Source organism: Aquiflexum gelatinilyticum, from assembly GCF_024741135.1.
GTDB classification, from domain to species: domain Bacteria; phylum Bacteroidota; class Bacteroidia; order Cytophagales; family Cyclobacteriaceae; genus Cognataquiflexum; species Cognataquiflexum gelatinilyticum.
This window is the reverse complement of the sequence record NZ_JANSUY010000015.1, coordinates 94,614-116,274: the sequence shown is the minus strand read 5'-3', so window position 1 is coordinate 116,274 and position 21,661 is coordinate 94,614. Positions and strand designations below refer to the sequence as shown.

At 40.5% G+C, this 21,661-nt stretch carries 11 protein-coding genes; 6 read left to right on the top strand and 5 right to left on the bottom strand.

Annotation, left to right across the window (positions count from 1 at the left end):
- Nucleotides 1-67 precede the first annotated feature (67 nt).
- The 6 genes from NU887_RS16020 to NU887_RS15995 all read left to right on the top strand — a co-directional run bounded on the left by NU887_RS16020 (nucleotide 68) and on the right by NU887_RS15995 (nucleotide 15,751).
- Nucleotides 68-5,563, top strand: a complete 5,496-nt coding sequence (locus NU887_RS16020; RefSeq protein WP_258424396.1) for a gliding motility-associated C-terminal domain-containing protein — start codon at nucleotides 68-70, stop codon at nucleotides 5,561-5,563.
- Between the two features lie 15 nt (nucleotides 5,564-5,578).
- A complete protein-coding gene (yaaA, locus tag NU887_RS16015) occupies nucleotides 5,579-6,328 on the top strand; it encodes a peroxide stress protein YaaA (RefSeq protein ID WP_258424395.1) in 750 nt (249 codons plus the stop codon).
- A 191-nt stretch (nucleotides 6,329-6,519) separates the two neighbouring features.
- Nucleotides 6,520-10,002, top strand: coding sequence for a flagellar hook assembly protein FlgD (locus NU887_RS16010; RefSeq protein WP_258424394.1), 3,483 nt, complete (start codon nucleotides 6,520-6,522; stop codon nucleotides 10,000-10,002).
- A 260-nt stretch (nucleotides 10,003-10,262) separates the two neighbouring features.
- Entirely contained in the window at nucleotides 10,263-12,977 is a 2,715-nt protein-coding gene (locus tag NU887_RS16005) for a hypothetical protein (RefSeq protein ID WP_258424393.1), read from the top strand.
- Nucleotides 12,978-13,125: 148 nt separating this feature from the next.
- Nucleotides 13,126-14,331: an MFS transporter gene (locus NU887_RS16000; protein ID WP_258424392.1), complete on the top strand. Its 1,206-nt coding sequence runs from the start codon at nucleotides 13,126-13,128 to the stop codon at nucleotides 14,329-14,331.
- Between the two features lie 61 nt (nucleotides 14,332-14,392).
- On the top strand, nucleotides 14,393-15,751 hold the full coding sequence (locus tag NU887_RS15995; protein ID WP_258424391.1) for a glycoside hydrolase family 140 protein: 1,359 nt from the start codon (nucleotides 14,393-14,395) through the stop codon (nucleotides 15,749-15,751).
- Between the two features lie 27 nt (nucleotides 15,752-15,778).
- Here the strand turns inward: NU887_RS15995 and galK are convergent, their stop codons facing one another.
- From galK to cysS, 5 genes are read right to left on the bottom strand one after another with little or no spacing between them, the layout of a single operon-like run.
- On the bottom strand, nucleotides 15,779-16,924 hold the full coding sequence (galK, locus tag NU887_RS15990) for a galactokinase (protein ID WP_258424390.1): 1,146 nt from the start codon (nucleotides 16,922-16,924) through the stop codon (nucleotides 15,779-15,781).
- Nucleotides 16,925-16,935: 11 nt separating this feature from the next.
- Nucleotides 16,936-18,003: an aldose epimerase family protein gene (locus NU887_RS15985; protein ID WP_258424389.1), complete on the bottom strand. Its 1,068-nt coding sequence runs from the start codon at nucleotides 18,001-18,003 to the stop codon at nucleotides 16,936-16,938.
- A gap of 36 nt (nucleotides 18,004-18,039) precedes the next feature.
- Entirely contained in the window at nucleotides 18,040-19,065 is a 1,026-nt protein-coding gene (locus NU887_RS15980) for a LacI family DNA-binding transcriptional regulator (protein ID WP_258424388.1), read from the bottom strand.
- 25 nt (nucleotides 19,066-19,090) lie between these two features.
- Nucleotides 19,091-20,071: a M28 family peptidase gene (locus NU887_RS15975; RefSeq protein ID WP_258424387.1), complete on the bottom strand. Its 981-nt coding sequence runs from the start codon at nucleotides 20,069-20,071 to the stop codon at nucleotides 19,091-19,093.
- Nucleotides 20,061-21,551, bottom strand: coding sequence for a cysteine--tRNA ligase (gene cysS, locus NU887_RS15970; RefSeq protein ID WP_275982414.1), 1,491 nt, complete (start codon nucleotides 21,549-21,551; stop codon nucleotides 20,061-20,063). The genes NU887_RS15975 and cysS overlap by 11 nt, the downstream gene beginning before the upstream one ends.
- Nucleotides 21,552-21,661: the final 110 nt, after the last annotated feature.

Here is a 21,661-nt window from a genome sequence, read left to right as displayed (position 1 = left end):
GTTAGCAATTAGATTCACCTTTGCAACGTCGAAAACGTTTTGTTGTTTTAAACGCAACGTGTAAATTATGAAAAGCCTAAGTAATTCCATAAAAATTTTCCTTTTTTTTAGTGCGTTAATATTTTTAAACAATGCATTAAATACTGCACCCCTTCATGCCCAAGGTTTTAACAATAACGAATGGATTTTTGGTGACTGCGGGACAGGCCAAAACAACATTCTTTCATTTGGAAAAGGAGAAGATCCAATAGTAAGGAATCTTCCAAGCGGGGTGATTATAGGACAAAATAACAACGCAGTAGCCATCGATCCAATTTCTGGCAACATTATTTTTTATAGCAACGGTGTTTTGGTCTATGATGCGAACAATCAAATACTTGAAGGTGTAGCTCCAGGTATAGACGGAAACATCAATGGACAGCAAGATTTGGCCATTGGAGTGTTGAATTATGATCCTGCTGGAGATAAACTGTATTACATTTTTTATAAAAATTCTTCAGGGGATTTGCAGTACTCCCTTATTGATATGAATGCTCCCGGACAAGCGGTAGGCAATGAACCTCCTTTGGGAGAAATTATAGAGAAAGACCAAGTAATTGTCGGTGCAGTTTCCGGACCAATCATGGTGGTGAAAACACCTCAATCCCCCTCATATCTGCTTAGTATCGAAGGTGGTACGATATTTTCAAGAAGAATAGGTGCAAACCCCGGTGAATTTATCCTCAATACAAATGCTGCGATTCCATTCACTCCAAAGTTTATGGTTTTCGATGAAGCTTCCCAAAAAATCATATTGATTCCTGAAGACCCAAGTGCGGATATTGTCGTTTTAGACTTTGATGTGGCAACGGGCTCTTTTGGAGTTTTGGAGCCGATTTCCCAATCAAGTAGTGGCGCTGATTTTGGAGGAGCTGCCTTTTCCCCTGATGGTGATTTTATTTATTTTTCCCGCGGTGATGAGTTGCTTCGGGTTCCATTGAGTGATCTGACTGCAACTCCTGAGGTAATTCCCTTTGAAAATGACGTTTTTCAGATCTATGATGTAAAAACAGGACCTGATGGCAGACTTTATTACATATATGAAGAAGTAGCTGGTGGTCCTCAATTGATCGGTCGTGTTGAAAATCCTGATGTGGTTGACCTTACTGAAATCGAATTGGAAGAAGATCCATTTAATGGAACAGATTTTTGTGGAAGGATTTTTCCACAGTTTGCTCCAAATCAAAACATCAATGCAACAGTAGATTTTGAATGGAATCCTGAAGAACCCTGCTCTAACAATCCGGTACAGTTGACAAGTTTGATTACACCCGAAAATTTTCGCCCTGTAAGCTTTGAATGGACTTTTAATCCGCCATTAACAGATGAAGATGGTGCTCCGGTTGATATCGATTTTACCCAAGAGCATTTGTTGATTCCTGAGGAAGCTACTTCCAACGAGAGCATTGATGTTACCTTGACAGTAACTTTTGCTGACGGAACCACACAAACAGTAAACAAAACCATCACATTGTTGCCTAATGAATTGCAGGTTCAATTCAGCGCGCAAGACACCACGGTTTGTGAGGGGGCCTGCGTAGATATTGGCTCAATGCTGGAAGTCCAGGCGGGTGACGACCAAGGCGGCGGTGGAGGCGGCGGTGGAACTTATGAATATTTTTGGTCCAATATCCGGGAATGGAGACCAATCAAAGACAATTGTGTTGATTTGCCGGGATTGTATTGGGTTTTAGTAAGGGAACCGGGTTCTGAATGCTATGCCTATGGCAGTGTTAGAGTTAGGATCTGGGATTTAAATGACCAAAGCAATAACGTTTGGTATTTTGGAGATGGTGCCGGATTGGATTTTAATCCTGATCCCAACAATCCCAATGGACCCACACCGAGAGCGGTCAGCCACAATCAAAACATCCCTGCAGGTACGACAACGATATCAGATGAAACTGGTCAGGTCTTGTTCTTTACTGATGGGGAAACAGTTTGGGACCTGAATGGGAATGTCATGGAAAACGGAGACAGCATCGGTGGAAGTAACCTTTCTTCCCAAAGTGTGTTGGCTGTTCCTGTTCCACAAGATGAAACAATATTTTATCTCTTTACTACCCAAACTGCAGCAGATGGAAGTAATCAGGTTAAATTTTCTGTTGTAGATATCAAAGTCGAAAATCCGAACGGGGTCGGAAATGTAGTCAGTAAGGACAATTTCCTTTTCAGTCCAAGCACAGAGCATTCAGCTGCATTGGCAGCGGGAGATACCACATGGGTGTTGTTCCACGAACTTGGCAATAATACATTCAGGGCATATCCTGTTTCAATATTTGGGATAGGTAGCCCGGTATTTTCATCTGTTGGATCCAATCATGGATTTAATACAGGTGTAGGTACGATGAAATTCAGCCCTGATGGGACGAAAGTTGCTGTTACTATTCAGGATGGGGCTTGTAGCAGATTGGAAATTTTTGATTTTGATCCTGAAACCGGAGAGATGACGGAGTATGCTTTGTTGGATTTGGGATGTAACGGAGAGGATATATATGGAATGGAATTTTCTCCAGATGGCAGCCGTGCTTATGTCTCATATACTGGGGGAGGAGGAAAAGTAGAGGAGTTTTTGATACATGCTCCGGAGCAAAACGGTACCACTCCTTTAGCCTGCGCAACCTGTTTTGAAAATGCCACCACAAGACCTCAAAGAGAGGCATGTATTTTGAATTCTTCAGTAAGGGGAGTGTTGAGCACATCGGGGCCATTTGGAGCCTTGCAAATCGGTCCCGATGGTCAAATCTATGTTGCCCGACCTGGCCAGAATATGCTTGGATCCATCAATTCAGGCACCGATTGCAATGTGAGTATTTACAATGAAATGGGTTCACCTCCATTGACAGGGATGAGTAACCTGGGATTGCCTTCTTTTGTGCAGCAGTCCGGTAGCAGCATACCTGATCCTTTACTTTCAGGAACTCCGCAATTATGTCTTGATCCCCAAAATGGAGTGATTGGACAGTTCCAAGGAGCTGGCGAACCTGATATTGACAGTTATTTCTGGACAATCACCCACGAGGACGGCACCGTTGAACTCAATAACTTTGGCGGTCCTGGTGAGCAGTTTCAGATTTATGAGCATCAATTTACCAGACCTGGTCTGTATACAGTTGATCTGAGGGTAGACCGCTGTGGAGATCCTGATTTTTATGAAGGAAGGCTTGAAGTTTTGGTGATTGCTCCTCCTGCACTTACATTGCCCGAGGCTGTTACTTTGTGTTTGGGAACTCCTATAAGTCTTACTGCGATTGATGGATATAATCCGGCTGATGGGCTTTATGATTTTGAATGGAGAAATGCAGCGGGACAATTGTTTGGTGACCAAAACTCCAATACTATCATTGTAAATGAAGAAAGTATTTTCACCGTATCGGTATCCCATAGACCGGGTGCGGGTGTAGATCCGGCCTTTTTTGACCCATGTCCTTCGGAAGCTTCTGTTTTTGTAGGCCCCGCTTTTGAATTTGACCTGACGCAATCAGCTGACCAGGTTTGTTATGATGAAAATCTTGTTGTATTCGCACCTAATACCCCTATTTCCGGAGAATGGTTTTATCAGGTTCAGGGAACCGTAAACAGGGTTCCATTAGGAGAGTTTTTTGAATTGAATCTGGTTCCCAATACTCTTCCCTCTCCTGGAGTCTATGATATAATTTTTGTTACAGAAGACCCTATCCTGGCAGGTTGTATTATTGAAAAACAATTGGAACTGATTGTATTTCCGATTCCGGTTTTCGAAGTGGTGGTTTTGACACAAGCAGATGACTGTGCCGCAGCCAATGGTAGTTTTGAAATAACCATGTTGGCGGATGCCGATGAGGTACGGATTGATGAAACAGGCCAAACATTTACCAATGTGGTTTCCGGCGATGTGTTGCCTGTTGTGACTGGACTGGAACCGGGAGTGTATACAATAGTGGCGACAAGTGATTCGGGTTGTGAATTTTTACTACCCGTAGTGGTTCAAAATTTGAATCCTCCGGTTGGTATTTCTGATTTTGAAATCACTGCCAATCCTGAAACCTGTACCGCAACAGGGGTTGACTTTGGATCAATGGATATAGTGTTTAATCTTGGCCCTCAGTCAGGCTCCTATCAATTGATCAGACAAGAAGATGGTCAGGAGTTTACGGGCACATTTACTGCTACTGATTCCATCAATGTCCCACTCCCTGATGGAACGTATAATTTGACTCTGATTGATATTGTAGATTGTGCTTTTCCCGATCCTGTTTCTTATATCATTGACAATGCCGAACAGGTTGTATTCTCAGTCCCTACCAATGTGACTGCCTGTGGTTTGTATATTTTAGAACCCCAATCTCAGATAGTACTTAATTATGAAGTACGGGGACCAAACGGGCAATTGATCAATCCTGATCAAGATGGAGGATATTTGTTTGAATTTACCGGTGTGTACACCGTCAGAGGATTTGACCCCAATGGGGTTTTGTGTCCAAGTGAGTTGAGTTTAATAGAAGTGGTCATTAACAGTCCTATCGATTTCTCTTTGAGCGACCCTATAGTAGACTGCGATTTGGGAGTATCCTATGAAGCTGTACTTTTTGGGTTTAATCCCAATAATGCGAATTTCTATTGGAGAAATGTAGCCGGGGATATTGTAGGTCGAAATCAGGTGTTTTTCCCGCCAAGTCCAGGAACATATACTTTAGAGGTTCAACCAAGAAGTGGAGGTTTATGTCCGGAGAGAACCATAGAATTTGAAGTAGATGAATTTTTAGAGGATTTGGAAATCAACTTGGTAGCACAACAGTTTTGTGCTGGAGACACCTTTGCCAACATTACGGTTGAGGCTGATTTTACCAATGTCTCCGAAACACTTTGGTTTAGTGTCGTGGGTTCTGTGAGGACGCCACTCCCTGACTTGACAGGACAGCAAACTGTTACTGTTTTTGATGTCGGGGTTTTTGAAGTTGCTTTAATTAGCGATTTAGGTTGTGAGTTGGCTAGGGAACAAGTGCAGATTTCCAGGTCGGTAATAGTTCCTCCCGTATTGGCCCCAAGCTATACGATCTGTGCAATAGAAAATGTGACAGTTCAACTTAACCCCGGGGTTTATGATTTTTATTCATGGAAACTTGAAGGAAATGAAGTTTCTCCTGATCCTGTTTTTGTACCTACTTTACCGGGAAATTATCTGCTTACCGTTTCTGATAACTTGGGTTGCGAGTATACAGTAAGCTTTGAAGTTCTAGAAGATTGTGCCTTGAGGGTAATATTTCCTGACGCCATGGTGCCAAGCAATCCCGATAGGAACTTTTTGGTTTATACCAATGATTTTGTAGATGAATTGGAAGTTTTCATCTTCAACAGATGGGGGGAATTGATTTTCTATTGCGAACAGAAAAACATAAGTGCAGATACATTTGTTTGCAGTTGGGATGGGACAGTGAACGGAACCTATGTCCCAATTGGCGTTTATCCTGTTGTAGTCAATTTTAAAAGCAACAACCAAAACGTTACCAACAAAATCACAAAGTCCATTTTAGTAATTGAATAAATATTAAAAATAAGCATGATTACCCTTATTTCACCCGCAAAAACACTTGATTTAAGTACCTCAGAATTACCTTTATTTTCATTGCCTGATTTCCAAAAGGAAACTTTTGAATTGGTTAGATTAATGAAAAGAAAATCCCTTTCAGACCTTCAGAATTTGATGGGGATAAGCGAAAACCTCGCAGTTTTGAATAAGCAGCGATTTGTTGATTTTCAAAATGAATTTGAAATGCATAACTCGAAACAAGCGCTATTGGCATTCAAAGGCGATGTCTATATGCAAATTGATGTGGATAATTTTTCGGAAGAGGATTTTCAGTTTACCCAAGAAAATTTGCGAATTCTTTCAGGTTTGTATGGATTGCTAAAACCATTGGATTTGATTCAGCCATATCGTTTGGAGATGGGGGTCAGGCTTGAGAATAAGAAAGGTAAAAACCTATATGAGTTTTGGGGGACCCGGATTGCAAAGGCTATCAATGAAACAGCAAAAGGAGAAGCATTGGTGAATCTTGCATCACAGGAATATTTCAAAGCGGTGGACCAAAAATTCTTGAAAATGAAAGTAATCACTCCTATTTTTCAAGAATATCGGAACGGGAAATATGAGGTCATTGGATTGTTTGCAAAAAAAGCGCGTGGAATGATGGTTAATCATATCATAAAAAATAGAATTAATGACCCCGAATTGCTCAAAACGTTCAATGAATCAAATTACGAATGGGCAGGAGAGGATGCTGAGGGAAATTGGAGATTTGTAAGATAATTACTTTGAAATCATACAAATATTTTTATTCAAACATGATTTTAAAAAACACTTTCAAATTATAAATCATACGAATAAATGTTTTTTATATTTAAATAAATGTATTTTAAATACAAAAATATTTTTTTCTACAATTAAAATACTGTAGATTTGGGTCAAGGTTTCTTTTGAATCTTTACCCTATCTCGCAAATGAAAAGTTTAAAAAATCACCTCATAGCAATTCTATTGCTTTTTTTGTCGGTGCAATCGGGAATTGCCTCTATAGAATCAGATTTGGACCATAAAAATCCGGGAGAAGTTTCTGCTATTTTACCGGGTACGATCAGCGATTTTGGAATAACAGGACCAGAAGAATTGTGTCTTTATTATGGAAGTATAATCGGAGAATTTTTTGGTGGAGGTTTGGTCTCAGATGTATTTCGATGGAAAATTATCAAAACTGACGGAAGTGTTCTAATAGAAAGGGAAGGTGGGTTTCAATCTTTCAGTTATACCTTTTCAGAACAAGGGGAGTTTGAAATCCAATTGACCATAAGAAGAGGGGTAGAAGAAGTATATTCCGGAACAAAAAAAATCATCATCAACAAAGGAGCGGATTTAATCATACAAAATTCATATCTGCTATGTAATGATGGTACAGCCACGCTGACATTATTGGATCCAAATACTCCTAAACTCAGTTCTTTCCAAATAAAATGGTATGATGGAAGCGGCCAACTTGTCGGAACAGGTAACAGTATCCAAGTCAATAAAGAGGATAAGTATAGTGTTGAATTTTTTACCCTGAATGAAATAGGGGGGGAAGTTTGTCCATTTTCAATTACTACCTACGTCTATAAACCCAAGGAGTACCAATTGTCCATCAGTACAGATCAGGTCTGTGAAGGATCCCAATCTACAATTGTGTCTGCAGGAAATTCGGTTTTCGGATCTTGGTTTTTTCAAAAAGAAGGTACTGATGATAAAGTATTTCTTGGAAATGGCAACAAATGGCAGATTGTTGGAGGTAGAGATTTGCAGGGCCCCGGGTTGTATAAGATAATTTTTGAAGTAGATAACAGCGCTTCCGAATATTGTAAAACTGAAGATTTTGTAAATTTCACAGTAAACCAGCATAGTAATTTCAATATTACCTTTGAAAAGGGTTCAGAAAATTGTGGCTCCAACGACGGGATTTTGGAAATCGTTGCTTTGACTGACTTGGATATCTTGAGGGTTAGAAGAGATGGAATTGTTTTTGCCACATTCCGAAACCTTACCGAAGGAGAAGTAATTAAAATCCCAGGATTGTCACCAGGTTTATATGCAGCTTCAGGTGCCTTGAATGGATGTTCAAGATCAAAAGGTGCTATTTTGCCCCTAACCAATCCCCCATCCAACCTTGAATACACCGTAAAGGAAGTGGTCGGAGAAACCTGTGATATTTCAGGAAAAATTGATGGCCAAATCTACATCAAAATGCTTGAGGCAAATTTCTCGGGGACGTACAGACTTTTGACAACAACAGGTGGGGTAGTGAAAAAGGGAGATTTAATTGATGTGGAAGAATTTTCCATTTTAGCCCCTGCAGGGAATTATTTTGTAGAAATCAGTGAAGCCGCAGGATGCGTTAATCCAAAAACTGAGAGAATTGTAATCGGCAGCAAACCTCAGGTTAGCTATTCTATTCCTGATAGACTGAATGTTTGCGGGTATTTTGACTTAACCCCGACTACAAATCAAAACCTGTCATTTACTTTGACTTACCCTGACAATTCTAAGGTGACAAAAACCAAAGACGAGGCTTTTAGAATTGACCAATCAGGAGAATACATTTTTTTGGGATTTGAAAGCGATTCTCAGGGAGGATTGTGTCCCAAAGAAACAACGCTGTTTGTGACTGTTTCCAATCCTATCGAATATCAACCTGAATTGATTTCAAGAGATTGTTTTGGTAACAAGCAGTATGTTGCCAATCTTTTTGGCGCTGATCCAAGCAGGTTTAATATTACTTGGTTCAATGAAAAAAATGAAATAGTCGGAACAGAAGAGTTTTTATTCCCAACTTCTTTTGGAGAATTTAAACTTGAAGTGCAGCCTAAAAACTCAGAGGCATGCCCAACACCTCCAAAATCCTTCATAATCGATCGTGAAATTTTAGAAGTGGAGTTATCTCTTCAATCTACAGCACTTTGCCCGGGGGGAATTTCCGAGATTACTCTTTCAACAGATCAAGAGTCAGTTGAAACCATTTCCTGGTTGTACATAGATTTATTGGGGAACATATCGGTTTTGGATCAATTCGAAAATGAAACCCGGATTTCTGTCAGCAGTCCTGGAAACTATGAGGCAGTCGTATTCAATGATTTGTCCTGTGAAATCGGCAGAGCTCTTGTCAGCATAAAAGAAAGTGAGGATTTGGCATTCTTTGAAGTACCTGAACAGCTGGTTGTCTGTGAAACTTTTGAACTTATTCCGATTACAGATTTGGATTTAAAATTCACAGTTATCAATCCAGATGGAACTTCAAATACTTTTGGGAAAGGCGAGAAATTCTTGATATCAGAAAATGGAGAGTATTCCATTACAGGAGAAAGTGCTGACAGCAATATTGCCTTGTGTACTGTCACAAAAAAAATACAGGTAATAAAGAATGCTTCAGTGGATTTTGAGCCCGAGATTTTAGAACAAAACTGTGAAGGAAAACTTGTTTATTCAGCCAACTTGTTTGGCAAACCAACTGCTGAAGTTGATATTTTTTGGTACAATGAAGTTGGTGAGTTGGTCGGAACCGAAGAATTCTTGAGTCCACAGAGTTTCGGTATTTTTGAGTTGGAGGTAAGACCAAAGGGAAGTTTTGCATGTCCTGAACCCAACAAAAAGGAATTTGAAATAAGTAAGCCAATACTTGCATTTGAAGGCAAGCTTGTATCCTCGCCTTACTGTCCGGACACAGAAAGTGTTTCCATTACATTAGAAGCTAATCTTTCTCCTTCAATCATTATAAATTGGTTTTTTACAGATTTCAATGGGAATAGAATCTCATTGGTAAATTTTTTAAACCAGAATGAAATCGTGGTTTCTCAAGAAGGTACATACGAGGTGGAGATGAGAAACCATCTGGGTTGTCTTTTGGGAAGTGACTTAATCCTCCTCATGAAAAGTATGGATGAAAATAGGCCTCAGGTCGAGGAAAATTATATCATCTGTCCGTCATTGGGAAATGTCGTTTCTATCAATCCGGGTTCTTTCTTAAAGTATGAATGGTTTTTGAACGGAGTTTTGGTGAATGACCAACCTACATTTTCACCTTCAGAGAAAGGAAGTTACAAATTGACCGTGACGAGTTTTGAAGGCTGTTTATTTACAACTTCCTTTGAAGTAAAGGAAGAATGTGTTTTTCAAGTCAGACATACTACTGGAATGAGCACAAAGGATGTTTCAATGCCATTTAAGGTTTATTCCAATTCTTTGGTTGATCAAATTGAGGTTTATATCTTTAATAATTGGGGTCAGATGGTTTTCCATTGTACCAAGCAAAATTTTGATGCTGGAATGGACTCTTGCGAATGGAATGGAGAATTCAATGGACAATCAATTCAGCCCGGGAATTATTCCGTCAAGATCATTTATAAAAATAATTTTGAAAATATTTCTAAATCCATAATTAGCTCAGTTACGGTTGTTGATTGACCCCTTCAGGATTTTGGGTCTTTGATTTTGAAGGTTGGATGGTTTTTTTTGTCATACAAACAATTTTAATTTTAAAAGTATAGGTGTAAAATATTTTCCATTGATAATTAGAAGGTTAGACCGATATTTTTGAGTTGTAATTTTTTGCAGAGGGATATTAATGGTATTGTTTTTGTGTTGTACATTGGGATGTTGGTTTTGGATTTCTGGTCTTAAATCACACTATCTCGCTGATATATCACCCACGGAACAATTATTTTATGAAAAATGCCCCTGACTTTTTAAGGCTTAGAATTATTTTGGTTCTTTTCATTTTGTTTGTAGAATGTGACCGGATTTTTGCAAATGAAATCGAAGGTTCAAATAATTCAAAAAATCTATTTGTTGACCCTGTATTATCCGGTCCGGACAACTTATGTGTCATATTTGGAAGTGCCATAGCTGATTTTTCAGGAGGTGGTGAACCGACAACGGATGTCTATGATTGGGTAATCATAAATCCCTCGGGAGGAGAACATTTTACCAGAAACGGAGGAGCAACTTTTCAGAATATCAGTGTGCAATTTTCCCAATTGGGGAATTATACTGTCACATTGAGTGTGAGACGGGGAAATGATATCATATATACGGCTTCAAAAAACCTTTCTGTAATCCAAGGCCCTCAAATAGTTCTTCAGCCGGATTATTTATTGTGCGGCAGTACTCCTGTTGTCCTCACTGCCATTAATCCAACTACTCCAAACATCAGCCAATACACTTTTGAATGGACCAATTCTGCAGGAGATATTGTAGGAAGCCAAAATGAATTGAGTGTACAAGATGAAGGGTATTATTTTATTTCACTGTTTTTGACAAATTCCTCAGGAGGGACGGATTGCCAAATAAACGGCGGAACTTACGTTGGACAGCCTCGGGATTTCCGTTTGTTGATCAACAGCAATGAGGTCTGTATGGGAGAAATTGTCGAAATCGGGTTGGATACTCCCATTCCGGGCCAATGGTTAATTCAAAAAATCGGCGAAACAGAACTGATAGATTTTGGAAATGCATTTTCCCTCAGTTTGGATTCAGAGGAGGATCTTTTTGGGTCAGGAAATTACAGGGCTGTTTTTAGAGCTCAGGACAGCCAATACCCTAATTGTGTTTCGGAAAGAGAAATCAGGTTTTCTGTAAAGAACCAAGCTGAATTTATGTATTCAAATGTCGTGGCCGCTTCCGGTTGCAATATGCAGGATGGAGGATTTTTGTTTACTGCCCAATCTGATTTGGATTTTCTTAGAATCAATGAACTTTCTTTGTTGGAAGCCGATCTTTCAGCAGGTGAAACAAGGTCTTTCGCCAATTTATACCCGGGAATTTATGTCCTAGAGACACAATTGGATGGTTGTAACAGAACAGAGGTGGTAATTATTCCAAATAACAATCCTGACCCTGAAATGCTGTTTGAGGTGGTTGAAATAGGAGAGTCATGTTCAGAAACAGGAAAAATAAATGGAATTATCAGGGTAAATTTACTGAATGGACCCTACACAGGGGAATATAGGGTTGTAGAAGCTTCGGGAGCTGTGTTCTTCACTGGAGCCATTTCCAATGTCAGTTCCTTTGATGTATCTGTTCCAGGAAATAATTATGCTATTGAAATAATTTCACCCTCAGGATGTAAACTTCCTGAAAACAGGATTTTGGATATTCCTGTGAAGGAATTTGTGCCATTTTCTATTCCTGAAGAAGTCACAATTTGTGGAGCTTTCGATTTTGTACCTGTGACAGAAGAGAACCTGACCTTTACTTTGATCAGTCCTTCAGGAACTGTAGAAACAAAAAATGCGGGTGAAGCTTTTGTGTTAACCCAATCTGGAAGCTATACTTTGACCGGAACAAGTTTGGATCCAAGTCCTGAATTTTGTCCGCGTACAATACCATTCTCTGTTGTAAACATAGCAGTTCCTAATTTCGAACCGGTTTTGGAAAGTGAGGATTGCTTTGGGAATAAACTTTACAAAGCAGAATTATTTGGTGTAGATCCTTCTACGGTGTCAATCAGGTGGTATGATGAAAACCTGAAAATAGTAGGAAGGGGAGAAATGTGGTATCCGACTGCTTATGGTAATTTTTCTTTGGATGTACAGCCTAGAGGCTCAAGTCTATGCGGTTTCAATCCAAAACCTTTTGAAGTGAAGCAACCGGTTTTTGAGGTTGATGTGACTTTGACTTCGGGTTTGATTTGTGGTGATGGACAATTTACAACAGTAACAATGGATTCGGATTTTGAAGAAGTAGAAAGGATAGAATGGATTTTTATCGCTGCGGATGGGACACAGACTAATTTGACGCAGTTTGCCAACGAAAGAGAAATAGAAGCCGGGGAAGAAGGGACATATGAAGCTGTAGTTTACAATCGCATCGGTTGCGAGATCGGAAGGGATTTGATCCTTGTGTTGAAAAGTTATGATGAAACTAGACCTGACATAAAACCCTTCTATTCCATTTGCACCGAGTCCAGTTATGGTGAAATTGTTAATCCGGGGATTTTTGAATCTTATGAGTGGTTTCTCAATGGAGAGTTTATTTCTGATGAACCAACATTGAATCTTAGAAGAGAAGGTAATTATACCTTATTGGTGACCAATGCTGATGGATGTGTCTTTGAATCTTCTTTTTCTACTTTTGAGGATTGTACCTTCCAAGCCATTCTTACAACAGGAATGAACTTGAGTGATGTCAATAAGCATTTTGAAGTGTATGTAAATGATGCAGTGGAAAAGGCTCAAATCTGGATCCATAATAGAAACGGGGAATTGATCCATTTCTGTGAAAACAGTGAAATCCAATCACGGGTAGCTTTTTGTCAGTGGGATGGATTGGTGAGAGGCAAAGAAATTCCGGTAGGTTCGTATACTGTCACCTTGAGGATCGTCAGTACAAGGTTTGGATTAGAACAGAAATTCATCCAAAATCTTATTGTGTTTGATTGATAATCCCGGATTTTTTCTTTTATCAAATCCTTGGATTCATAATTTTTTATGAAAGGGTATCACTATACCTGATATTTTTTATATTTTCCGTCTCAAATAAAATCAACCCCATTTAAAAGTCAATTGCAACCTTTTAAACCCAACCAATATGAACGAAAATTTAAACAAATCGGCATTATTTAATGCCAGTTGCTTTGCCCTAATTACTACTGCATTTACCTTCGCCATCCGTGCGGGTATTTTACCTCAGCTGGGAGATCAGTTTGGTCTTTCTGCCGAACAGCTTGGATTTATCAACTCCATGTGGTTTCTCGGATTTCCGATTTCTATGATCTTGGGTGGGCTTTTCTATCACACCATCGGTCCTAAAATCATCATGCAAATCGCCTTTATTGCACATACACTTGGAATTGTTTTGACCATTTATGCAGGAGGATATACAGGACTTTTAATTTCTACCCTATTTATTGGATTCGGTAATGGATGTACAGAAGCTGCCTGTAATCCTATGATTGCAGACATGTATTCAGGTCTTAAAATGAATAAAATGCTTAACAGGTTTCACATGTGGTTTCCAGGTGGAATTGTAATAGGAAGTTTGATTTCCAAATTCATGACTGATTTTGGAATGGGATGGCAAATGCAAATGTGGGTATTGATGATTCCTACTTTGATTTATGCATTCTTGTTTTTTGGAAAGGCATTTCCAAAGCCTACTGTGGAGGGTGTTACTTCCATTTCCAGTAATTTGAAGGCAATGTTCTCTCCGGTCTTCATTTTCTTATTTTTCTGTATGGCACTGACTGCAATTTCCGAATTTGGACCACAGCAGTGGGTAAACGTCGTGATGAGCGAAAGTGGAGCAAGCGGTATGTTGATCTTGGCTTTGACCACGGGTATCATGGCAGTTGGAAGATTCTTTGCCGGACCTGTTGTTAAGACATTAGGCCAAACAGGTGTGCTTCTAGGTGGAGCTATTTTTGCCACAATTGGGATATATATGTTTAGTACCGTAACAGGTCCAATGGCTTATTTAGCTGCTGTGGTTTTTGCCATAGGCGTTTGTTATTTCTGGCCGGTAATGGTGGGTGCTGTTGCACAAAGAGTGCCGTTGAGTGGTGCATTGGGTATGTCTATCATTGGTGGAGTAGGAATGTTCTCAACAGCGATTTTCCAACCAATTATTGGAAAATGGATTGACACAGCAAGGGCCATCCATGATAAAGACCTACTTGCTGGTCAGGCAACTTTGCTCAAAATGGTCATGTTCCCGGCAATATTGATCGTCTTGTTTACGATATTCTTTATTTGGCAGAAAAACTCAAAAGTCGCCGCAGGAGCTGCGGCACACTAAAAACTTCAAAGCAGTCCGAAAGGGCTGCTTTTTTTTTGTCTTTTGTTTTGTAAATTCCATCATGAAAAAGTTGGTATTTATTTTCTTCTTTTTGGGTTCTCTGGTTACCGGTTTTGCTCAGGTCAATGGTCCAATCAAATTGTCAGAAAACAAGAGGTTCCTGGCCCAATATGACGGATCTCCTTTTTTTTGGATGGCGGATACAGCCTGGGAATTGTTTCATAGGACTGACCGGGCAGAAGCTGAATACTATCTTGATACAAGGGTGTCTCAGGGATTCAATGTGGTGCAAGCTGTAGCCTTGGCAGAATTGGATGGGTTAAATTCACCAAATTCCTATGGGGAAATGCCCTTTAGCTCGATTACACCTTTGGCCTTCAATGAAAAATATTGGGAGCATGTGGATTATATCATTGATCTAGCTGCGCAAAAGGGAATCCATATAGCCCTTCTACCTACTTGGGGTGACAAGCTGTATAAAGACAGTTGGGGAATGGGTCCGGAAATATTCAATGAAGAGAATGCCTACACTTATGGAAAATGGATCGGAGCAAGGTACGCCGGAAAGAAAAACCTGATTTGGGTTTTGGGAGGCGACCGCAATCCCCGAAAAGACGCTGATGATGTGGAAGTCTGGAATCAGATGGCAAAAGGAATCCAATCTTCAGCCAAAACGGATAATCCGATTTTGATGACTTTTCATCCACAGCCAAACCGGCCGGCAGGTTCTTCGACTTGGTTTCATCAGGAGGATTGGTTGGATTTCAACATGCAACAAACGGGACATTGCCCCAATCAACCCACATACCGAATCATCAGTCACGATTACGGGCTGAATCCAACCAAACCGACTATCGATGGAGAACCGCTCTATGAAGAACATCCCAACTGCTTCAATGCCAAAGAGCTTGGCTATAGTAATCCTGACGATATTCGAAGAATCATGTATTGGAATGTTTTTGCAGGTGGGGCTGGACAGACTTATGGCTGCCATGCGGTCTGGCAGATGTTTACTTTGGACCGACAGCCTATCAATGCAACCTTAAGACCCTGGAAAGTTTCTCTGGATCTCCCTATGGCTAATCAGGTCAAGCACCTCAAAAATCTTATGCTTTCAAAACCGTATTTCACCAGAATTCCTGATGATGACATGGTGATTAGCAAGCAAGAAGATGATGAGCATTTTGTCATTGCCACCAGGGATACAGAAGGATCTTATGCGATGGTTTATTTTCCTACCGGAAAAAGCGTGGAAGTAGATTTTTCAAAAATGAAAAATAGAACTCTGAAAGCCAATTGGTACGACCCGAGGACAGGTGTTAGTTTTCCTTATTCAGGAACTGAATTGGTCAAAGGAAAAAATAACATTACCCCCCCATCGAGTGGAAAAGGTCAGGATTGGGTATTGGTGGTGGAATAAGAATGGTAGGTTCAATTCCTAAAAGCCTCAAATTAAACCTGTACCATCCTCCAAACTTACCTCATAAAACTTTGGGGTAACTCCAAATCTGGATTCAAAAGCGGGTTGGATACTTTCTTTAAGGGCTTTGAGTTTTGCTTTTTCGACAATATTGATGGTACAGCCACCGAATCCTCCACCCATCATGCGACTGCCAAGGACGTAATCCTGTTCCTTGGTGAAATCAACCAAAAAATCAAGTTCAGGACAGGATACCTCGTACAGTTTAGAAAGACCTTCGTGGGAAGCATACATTTTTTCTCCAAAACCTTTTAAGTTATTCTGGTCTAATAATGCTGATGCTGCCACCACCCTGTTGTTTTCTTCAATGATGTATTTACACCTGTTGAAAACTGTTAGGCTGATGTCAGATTGAATAGTATCCAATAGTGCCAAATCCATATCCCGTAGAGATTTTATGTCTGGATTATTTTTTTTGGCAGCTTGGACACCTTCTTGGCATTCCTGTCTTCTTTTGTTATAGGCAGAATCTGCCAAAGAATGCTTCACACAGGTATCAATCAGCAGGATACTATGATTTGGCAAGTTCAGAGGGAAATGTTGGAAATCCATTGACCTGCAGTCCAATCGGATGACATGGCCTTTTTTGCCCATCACAGAGGCAAACTGGTCCATAATGCCGCATTGAACACCTGCAAAAACATGTTCTGCTTTTTGTGCATAATGGATCAATGAGCGCTTTGGAATATGAAAACCAAACAAAGTGGTCAATGCAAATCCGACAGCGGCTTCAAAGGCGGCAGAAGAAGAAAGTCCTGCACCGACTGGAATATCCCCGCCAAAAACCATATCGAATCCCTGAACAGCATATCCGGCTTGTTGCAATTGGGCAGTGACTCCCAAGATGTAAGTCGCCCAATGACCTTTTTTTGGACCAAAAGAATCAAGGTTGAAAGCGAATTCCTCTTCAAAATCTACTGAATAAACCTTCGCTTGTCGGGTACGGTTGGCAGCGATGGCTACAATCATTTTTTTATCAATGGCTGCCGGCATCACAAACCCTTCGTTGTAATCCGTATGCTCCCCGATCAGGTTAATCCTCCCGGGTGAATAAACCATAAGTGGTTCTTTTTGGAATAATTCCTTGAAGGTGGTCTCGATAGGTTTTTTCATTTATAAAATCTTCACTCTGCCGAAAATACGAACTGGGTCCTGGATTGGAATATTTCTTCCGGCATCAGGAGTATGGATGGAAACTCAGGATGGTTGCAGGAATCCGGGAAATGTTGCGTCTCCAGACAGATGGCTGTTCTCTTTCCATAAGTCAGTCCATTTTTTCCCTCAAAATTATTTCCCAAATAATTACCTGTGTAGACCTGAATCCCAGGTTCGGTGGTAGAAAGTTTCAATTTTCTCCCTGATTCAGGGTCATAAAGTACAGCGCAATCCTCAGGTTGGTTGAGGACAAAGCAATGGTCGATTCCTCCCGCAATTTCTAATTGGGAGTGTTCCCGGTGAATAGGTTCGCTGATTGTTTTCAGGTTTCTAAAGTCAAATGGAGTTCCGCCGACACTTGCGATTTCCCCAGTTGGTAAGCTGTTTTGGTTCATTGGAAGGTATTTCCCTGCGTCTACAAAGAATCCGTGCCCCTCGATTGTTTTGGAGAAATCGCCCGTGAGGTTAAAATATGCATGGTTGGTGGGATTGATGATTGTTTTCTCATCGGAGCTCGCTTTATAACTGATCTCCAATCTGCCTGTTTCATCCAATGTATAAGTCACCCAAATGTCAATTGTGCCCGGATAATTTTCTTCACCAGCTTTGCTTTGGTAATAAAAAGTGACTCCCACAGAGTTATTGGTTTCAAATGGTTCTGATTCCCATACTTTCTTATCCCAGCCTTCCATTCCTCCATGCAGATGAATCCCGTTTAAGTTGGCTGGAAGTTCATATGTTTTTCCTTCCAAATGGAACCGATTGTCAGTAATCCTGCCCGCAATCCTTCCAATCGTCGATCCGATATAGCAATAATGTTCCAAATAATCTTTTTGCAAATACCCGTCTAAAGTATCAAAACCCAATACCACGTCTTCCAATTTTCCATTTCGATCAGGTATTAAAAGGTGCGTCCAAGTTGCCCCATAATTCATGACAGAGACCTCAATTTGACCAGGAATACTAAATGTAAAAAGTTGGATTTCATCTCCTTTTGGAGTATTCCCAAATTTCTTGGAAGTTAATACAGGTTGCATAGGCTGGTTTGGTTATAAAAAAAGCCATTTAAGGCTTTAAGATTTTTTCTTTGAGGAATTACGTGGTACTAATGTGGTCAGCAATACAAACGACTGTGGATCGTCAGGCACGATTTCCTCCAACTGATCAAGTAAATGGTTGGCCGCAAGTTGTCCCATTTCATATCCAGGCTGTGAAACCGTCGTGAGGGAAGGTTCCACTACGGCTGAGGTTGGATTGTTGGTAAATCCTGCGAGTGCTATCTGTTCAGGTATTTTGATGCCCTTTTCCTTTAATACTATCATGACATCCACCGCGACAGGATCTATCATTGCAAAAATAGCATCTGGCAAATCCCCACTTTCAAGCATTTCAATTGTCACTTGGCGGTTCATTTCAGGCGTCAGGTCAGTGAAATAGACTTTACTTTCTTTTTCCGACAGACCATATTCGGCCAAAGCTTCCAAATATCCTTCTTTCCGTTTTTTACTGATATAAAGGTCCTCTGGCCCCGAGAAGTAGGCTATTTTTCTGCATCCCTGGTCCAGAAGGTGCTTCACTACCAAATAGGCACCATGTGCATCATCAACCGTAATTTTGGAGACTGGGATTTCTTCAGTTACCCTATCAAACATGATAAAAGGAATACCTCTATCGAAAATGTCCTGAAGGTGTTCATAAGTTTTGGTTTCTCTACTTAATGAAATCAACAATCCATCAACCTGTGACGAAACTAGTGTCCTGATATTGGCTTTTTCCTGATCAAATGACTCATTGGATTGGCAGATCATGATGTTGTAGCCACGCTTGTAAGCAGTATCTTGAATTCCACTGATATTGCTCGAGAAAAAATGGGAAGTCAATTCAGGTACTATCACTCCTAAAACCTTGCTTCGGCTGATCCTGAGACTTTGTGCCAAAAGGTTATATTGGTAATTCATGCTTTTGGCCATATCCACGATCCGTTTTTTGGTATCGGGATGGAGCTCAGGCGAGTCTTTCATCGCCCGGGAAACAGTAGAGACCGACACGCCAAGTTTTTTGGCTATCTCTTTCATTGTAACCTGATGGCCTTTTTTCATGATTTGTTGGTGGTTTTATAGGATTTTATTCTTGGTAAACAGTGAATAAAACTGTTTGGCCTACAGCCTTAAGTGTTCTTTTATCTATTATTTCCATATTGTCCATATGGGTATGATGGTAGTGACCAAATCCTGCCCTAGGAGAAAATTCAATGATATCTATCATCGGAATCCCCGCATCTCTATTTACAAAAACATGGTCGTCAATGATTTCAGGAGCATTTTCCAAGATAAAGAAGTCTGAATATCCCAATTCTGAGGCAAAATTCCACACTTTATTGACAATGTTTTTAGCATAGCGCATGGAATTGCCCTCTTTGAAGAACCTCGCACCTTTTGCCCCGACAAGATCTACCAATATGCCGTAGTAGGCTGAATACCCTGCTTGGTGAGGATTTTTCGACCAATGCTGAGAACCGAGACACCACCAAACCTGTGAATTATTGGAAAAGGAGGTATGTTCAGGTTCTCCATCATCTTCCCCATCAAAAAGGATAAAATCAATCCCTATTTCAGGTTTTTGCTCCGAAATGCTGATAATCCTGGCAATTTCCAATAGCACACCCACACCTGATCCGCCGTCATTGGCACCATCTATAGGTTCATCAATCCTTTCGGTATCTTTGTCAGCAATCCTTCTTGTGTCCCAATGGGCAGCTAGAAGCACTCTTTTTTTCGCCGAAGGATTATAAGAAGCAATGACATTGGTCAGATTCCAAAGTTGGTTGTCATAGGTTTTGGCCTGAAAATCTTGGGTTTGAACGTCCAATCCAAAGCTTTCAAATTTTTGAACAAACCATTCTTTTGTTTTTTTATGCGGTTCCGTGTTGGGCACCCTTGGACCAAAATCCACCTGTTTTTGGATATAAGCGTAGGCTGAGTCTGCCACAAAATCGGGAACAGGTTTGTATGAGACCTGAACCTGACCGGAATCTGTTGTTTTGTCTCCGTTACAGGACCAAAGGAAAATGAATACAAGAATATATATTCCCCAATTACTCTTCATATGCCCAATCGATTTTGTCTTTCATATCCTTAACCACTATTCCCAAGTCTTTCAACCCATTCCGGATCTCATCCACTTTATCGTAGTTGCGGGCTGTTTTTGATTCAGAATAAAGTTTCAACAGAACATCCAAAAGGCCTTGTTGGTTATTGGCTACTTCTTCTTTTAGACCCAATATTTTTTCAACAAAAACCACATAGGTCTGGATCATTTGGTCAAAAACATCCTTGCCAAATACATTTACATTCAACTGGCCTGTATAGATGGAATTGATTTTTTTCAACAAATTGAAAATATGGCCAATCGCCTGAGCTGTGTTGAAGTCATCTTCCATCGCTCGATATGCATTGTTGATGCTGCTTTGGACCTGCTTGATCTGCTCCGCATCCAAGGATACTTTCTCGTCGGCTGCAAATTCCAATTTTTTTGTAATGCGTAAACCATTGATGATTTTCTTATATCCTTTTTGGGCGGCTTTCAGGGCATCATTTGAGAAATCCAAAGTGGACCGATAATGGGCCGTCAATATGAAATAACGGATCGTCATCGGGCTATAGGCTTGCTCCAGGAGTTTGTGGTCTCCGGTGAAAAGCTCCTGAAGGGTAATGAAATTACCCAATGATTTGCCCATCTTTTGCCCGTTGATGGTGATCATGTTGTTGTGCATCCAATACTTAGCAGGGTCCTGATGGTTGCAGGCATTGCCCTGTGCTATTTCACATTCATGGTGCGGAAACATCAAATCCATCCCGCCTCCGTGGATGTCAAACTGCTTTCCAAGGTACTTGGAACTCATCGCGGTACACTCGAGGTGCCAACCAGGGAAGCCCGTACCCCATGGTGATTCCCATTTCATCAGGTGTTCGGGAGAAGCATTTTTCCACAAGGCAAAATCAACAGCATTTCTTTTCTCACCCTGTCCGTCAAGGTCACGGCTTCCGCTGATCAGCTCCTCTAAAACCCGGCCTGAAAGCTTTCCATATTCATAAGTTTCATTGTATTTCAATACATCAAAATACACCGAACCATTGACCTCATACGCCAATCCTTCTTTCAAAATATCCTCCACCAAGGCGATCTGCTCAGGAATATGTCCTGTTGCCCTTGGTTCAATGCTCGGTTTCCATGTATTGAGCGCCTCCATGTCACGGTGGTAAGTGTCAGTATATTGCTGCGCCACTTCCATCGGTTCCAATTGCTCCAATTTTGCTTTTTTGGCAATCTTGTCCTCACCCTCATCCGCATCGCCCTGCAAATGTCCTACATCTGTGATGTTGCGGACGTAGCGTACACGATAGCCAAGATGCGTAAGGTATCTATTGACAGTATCAAAAGTGATTGCCGGTCTAGCATGGCCTAGATGCGCATCTCCGTATACGGTAGGACCGCAGACATACATGCCAACAAAAGGAGGGTTGATCGGTTCAAAATCTTCTTTCTTGCGGGAAAGAGTGTTGTAGATTTTTAGATTATGAGTCATAATATATGGGTACGGAATACCAAAGAATAAAGGTATTTAAAATGAAGACGCAAAATAGAAAATAGAAATCGGGAATGAAAAGAAATGGGTTGGGATAAGCCTTTAATATT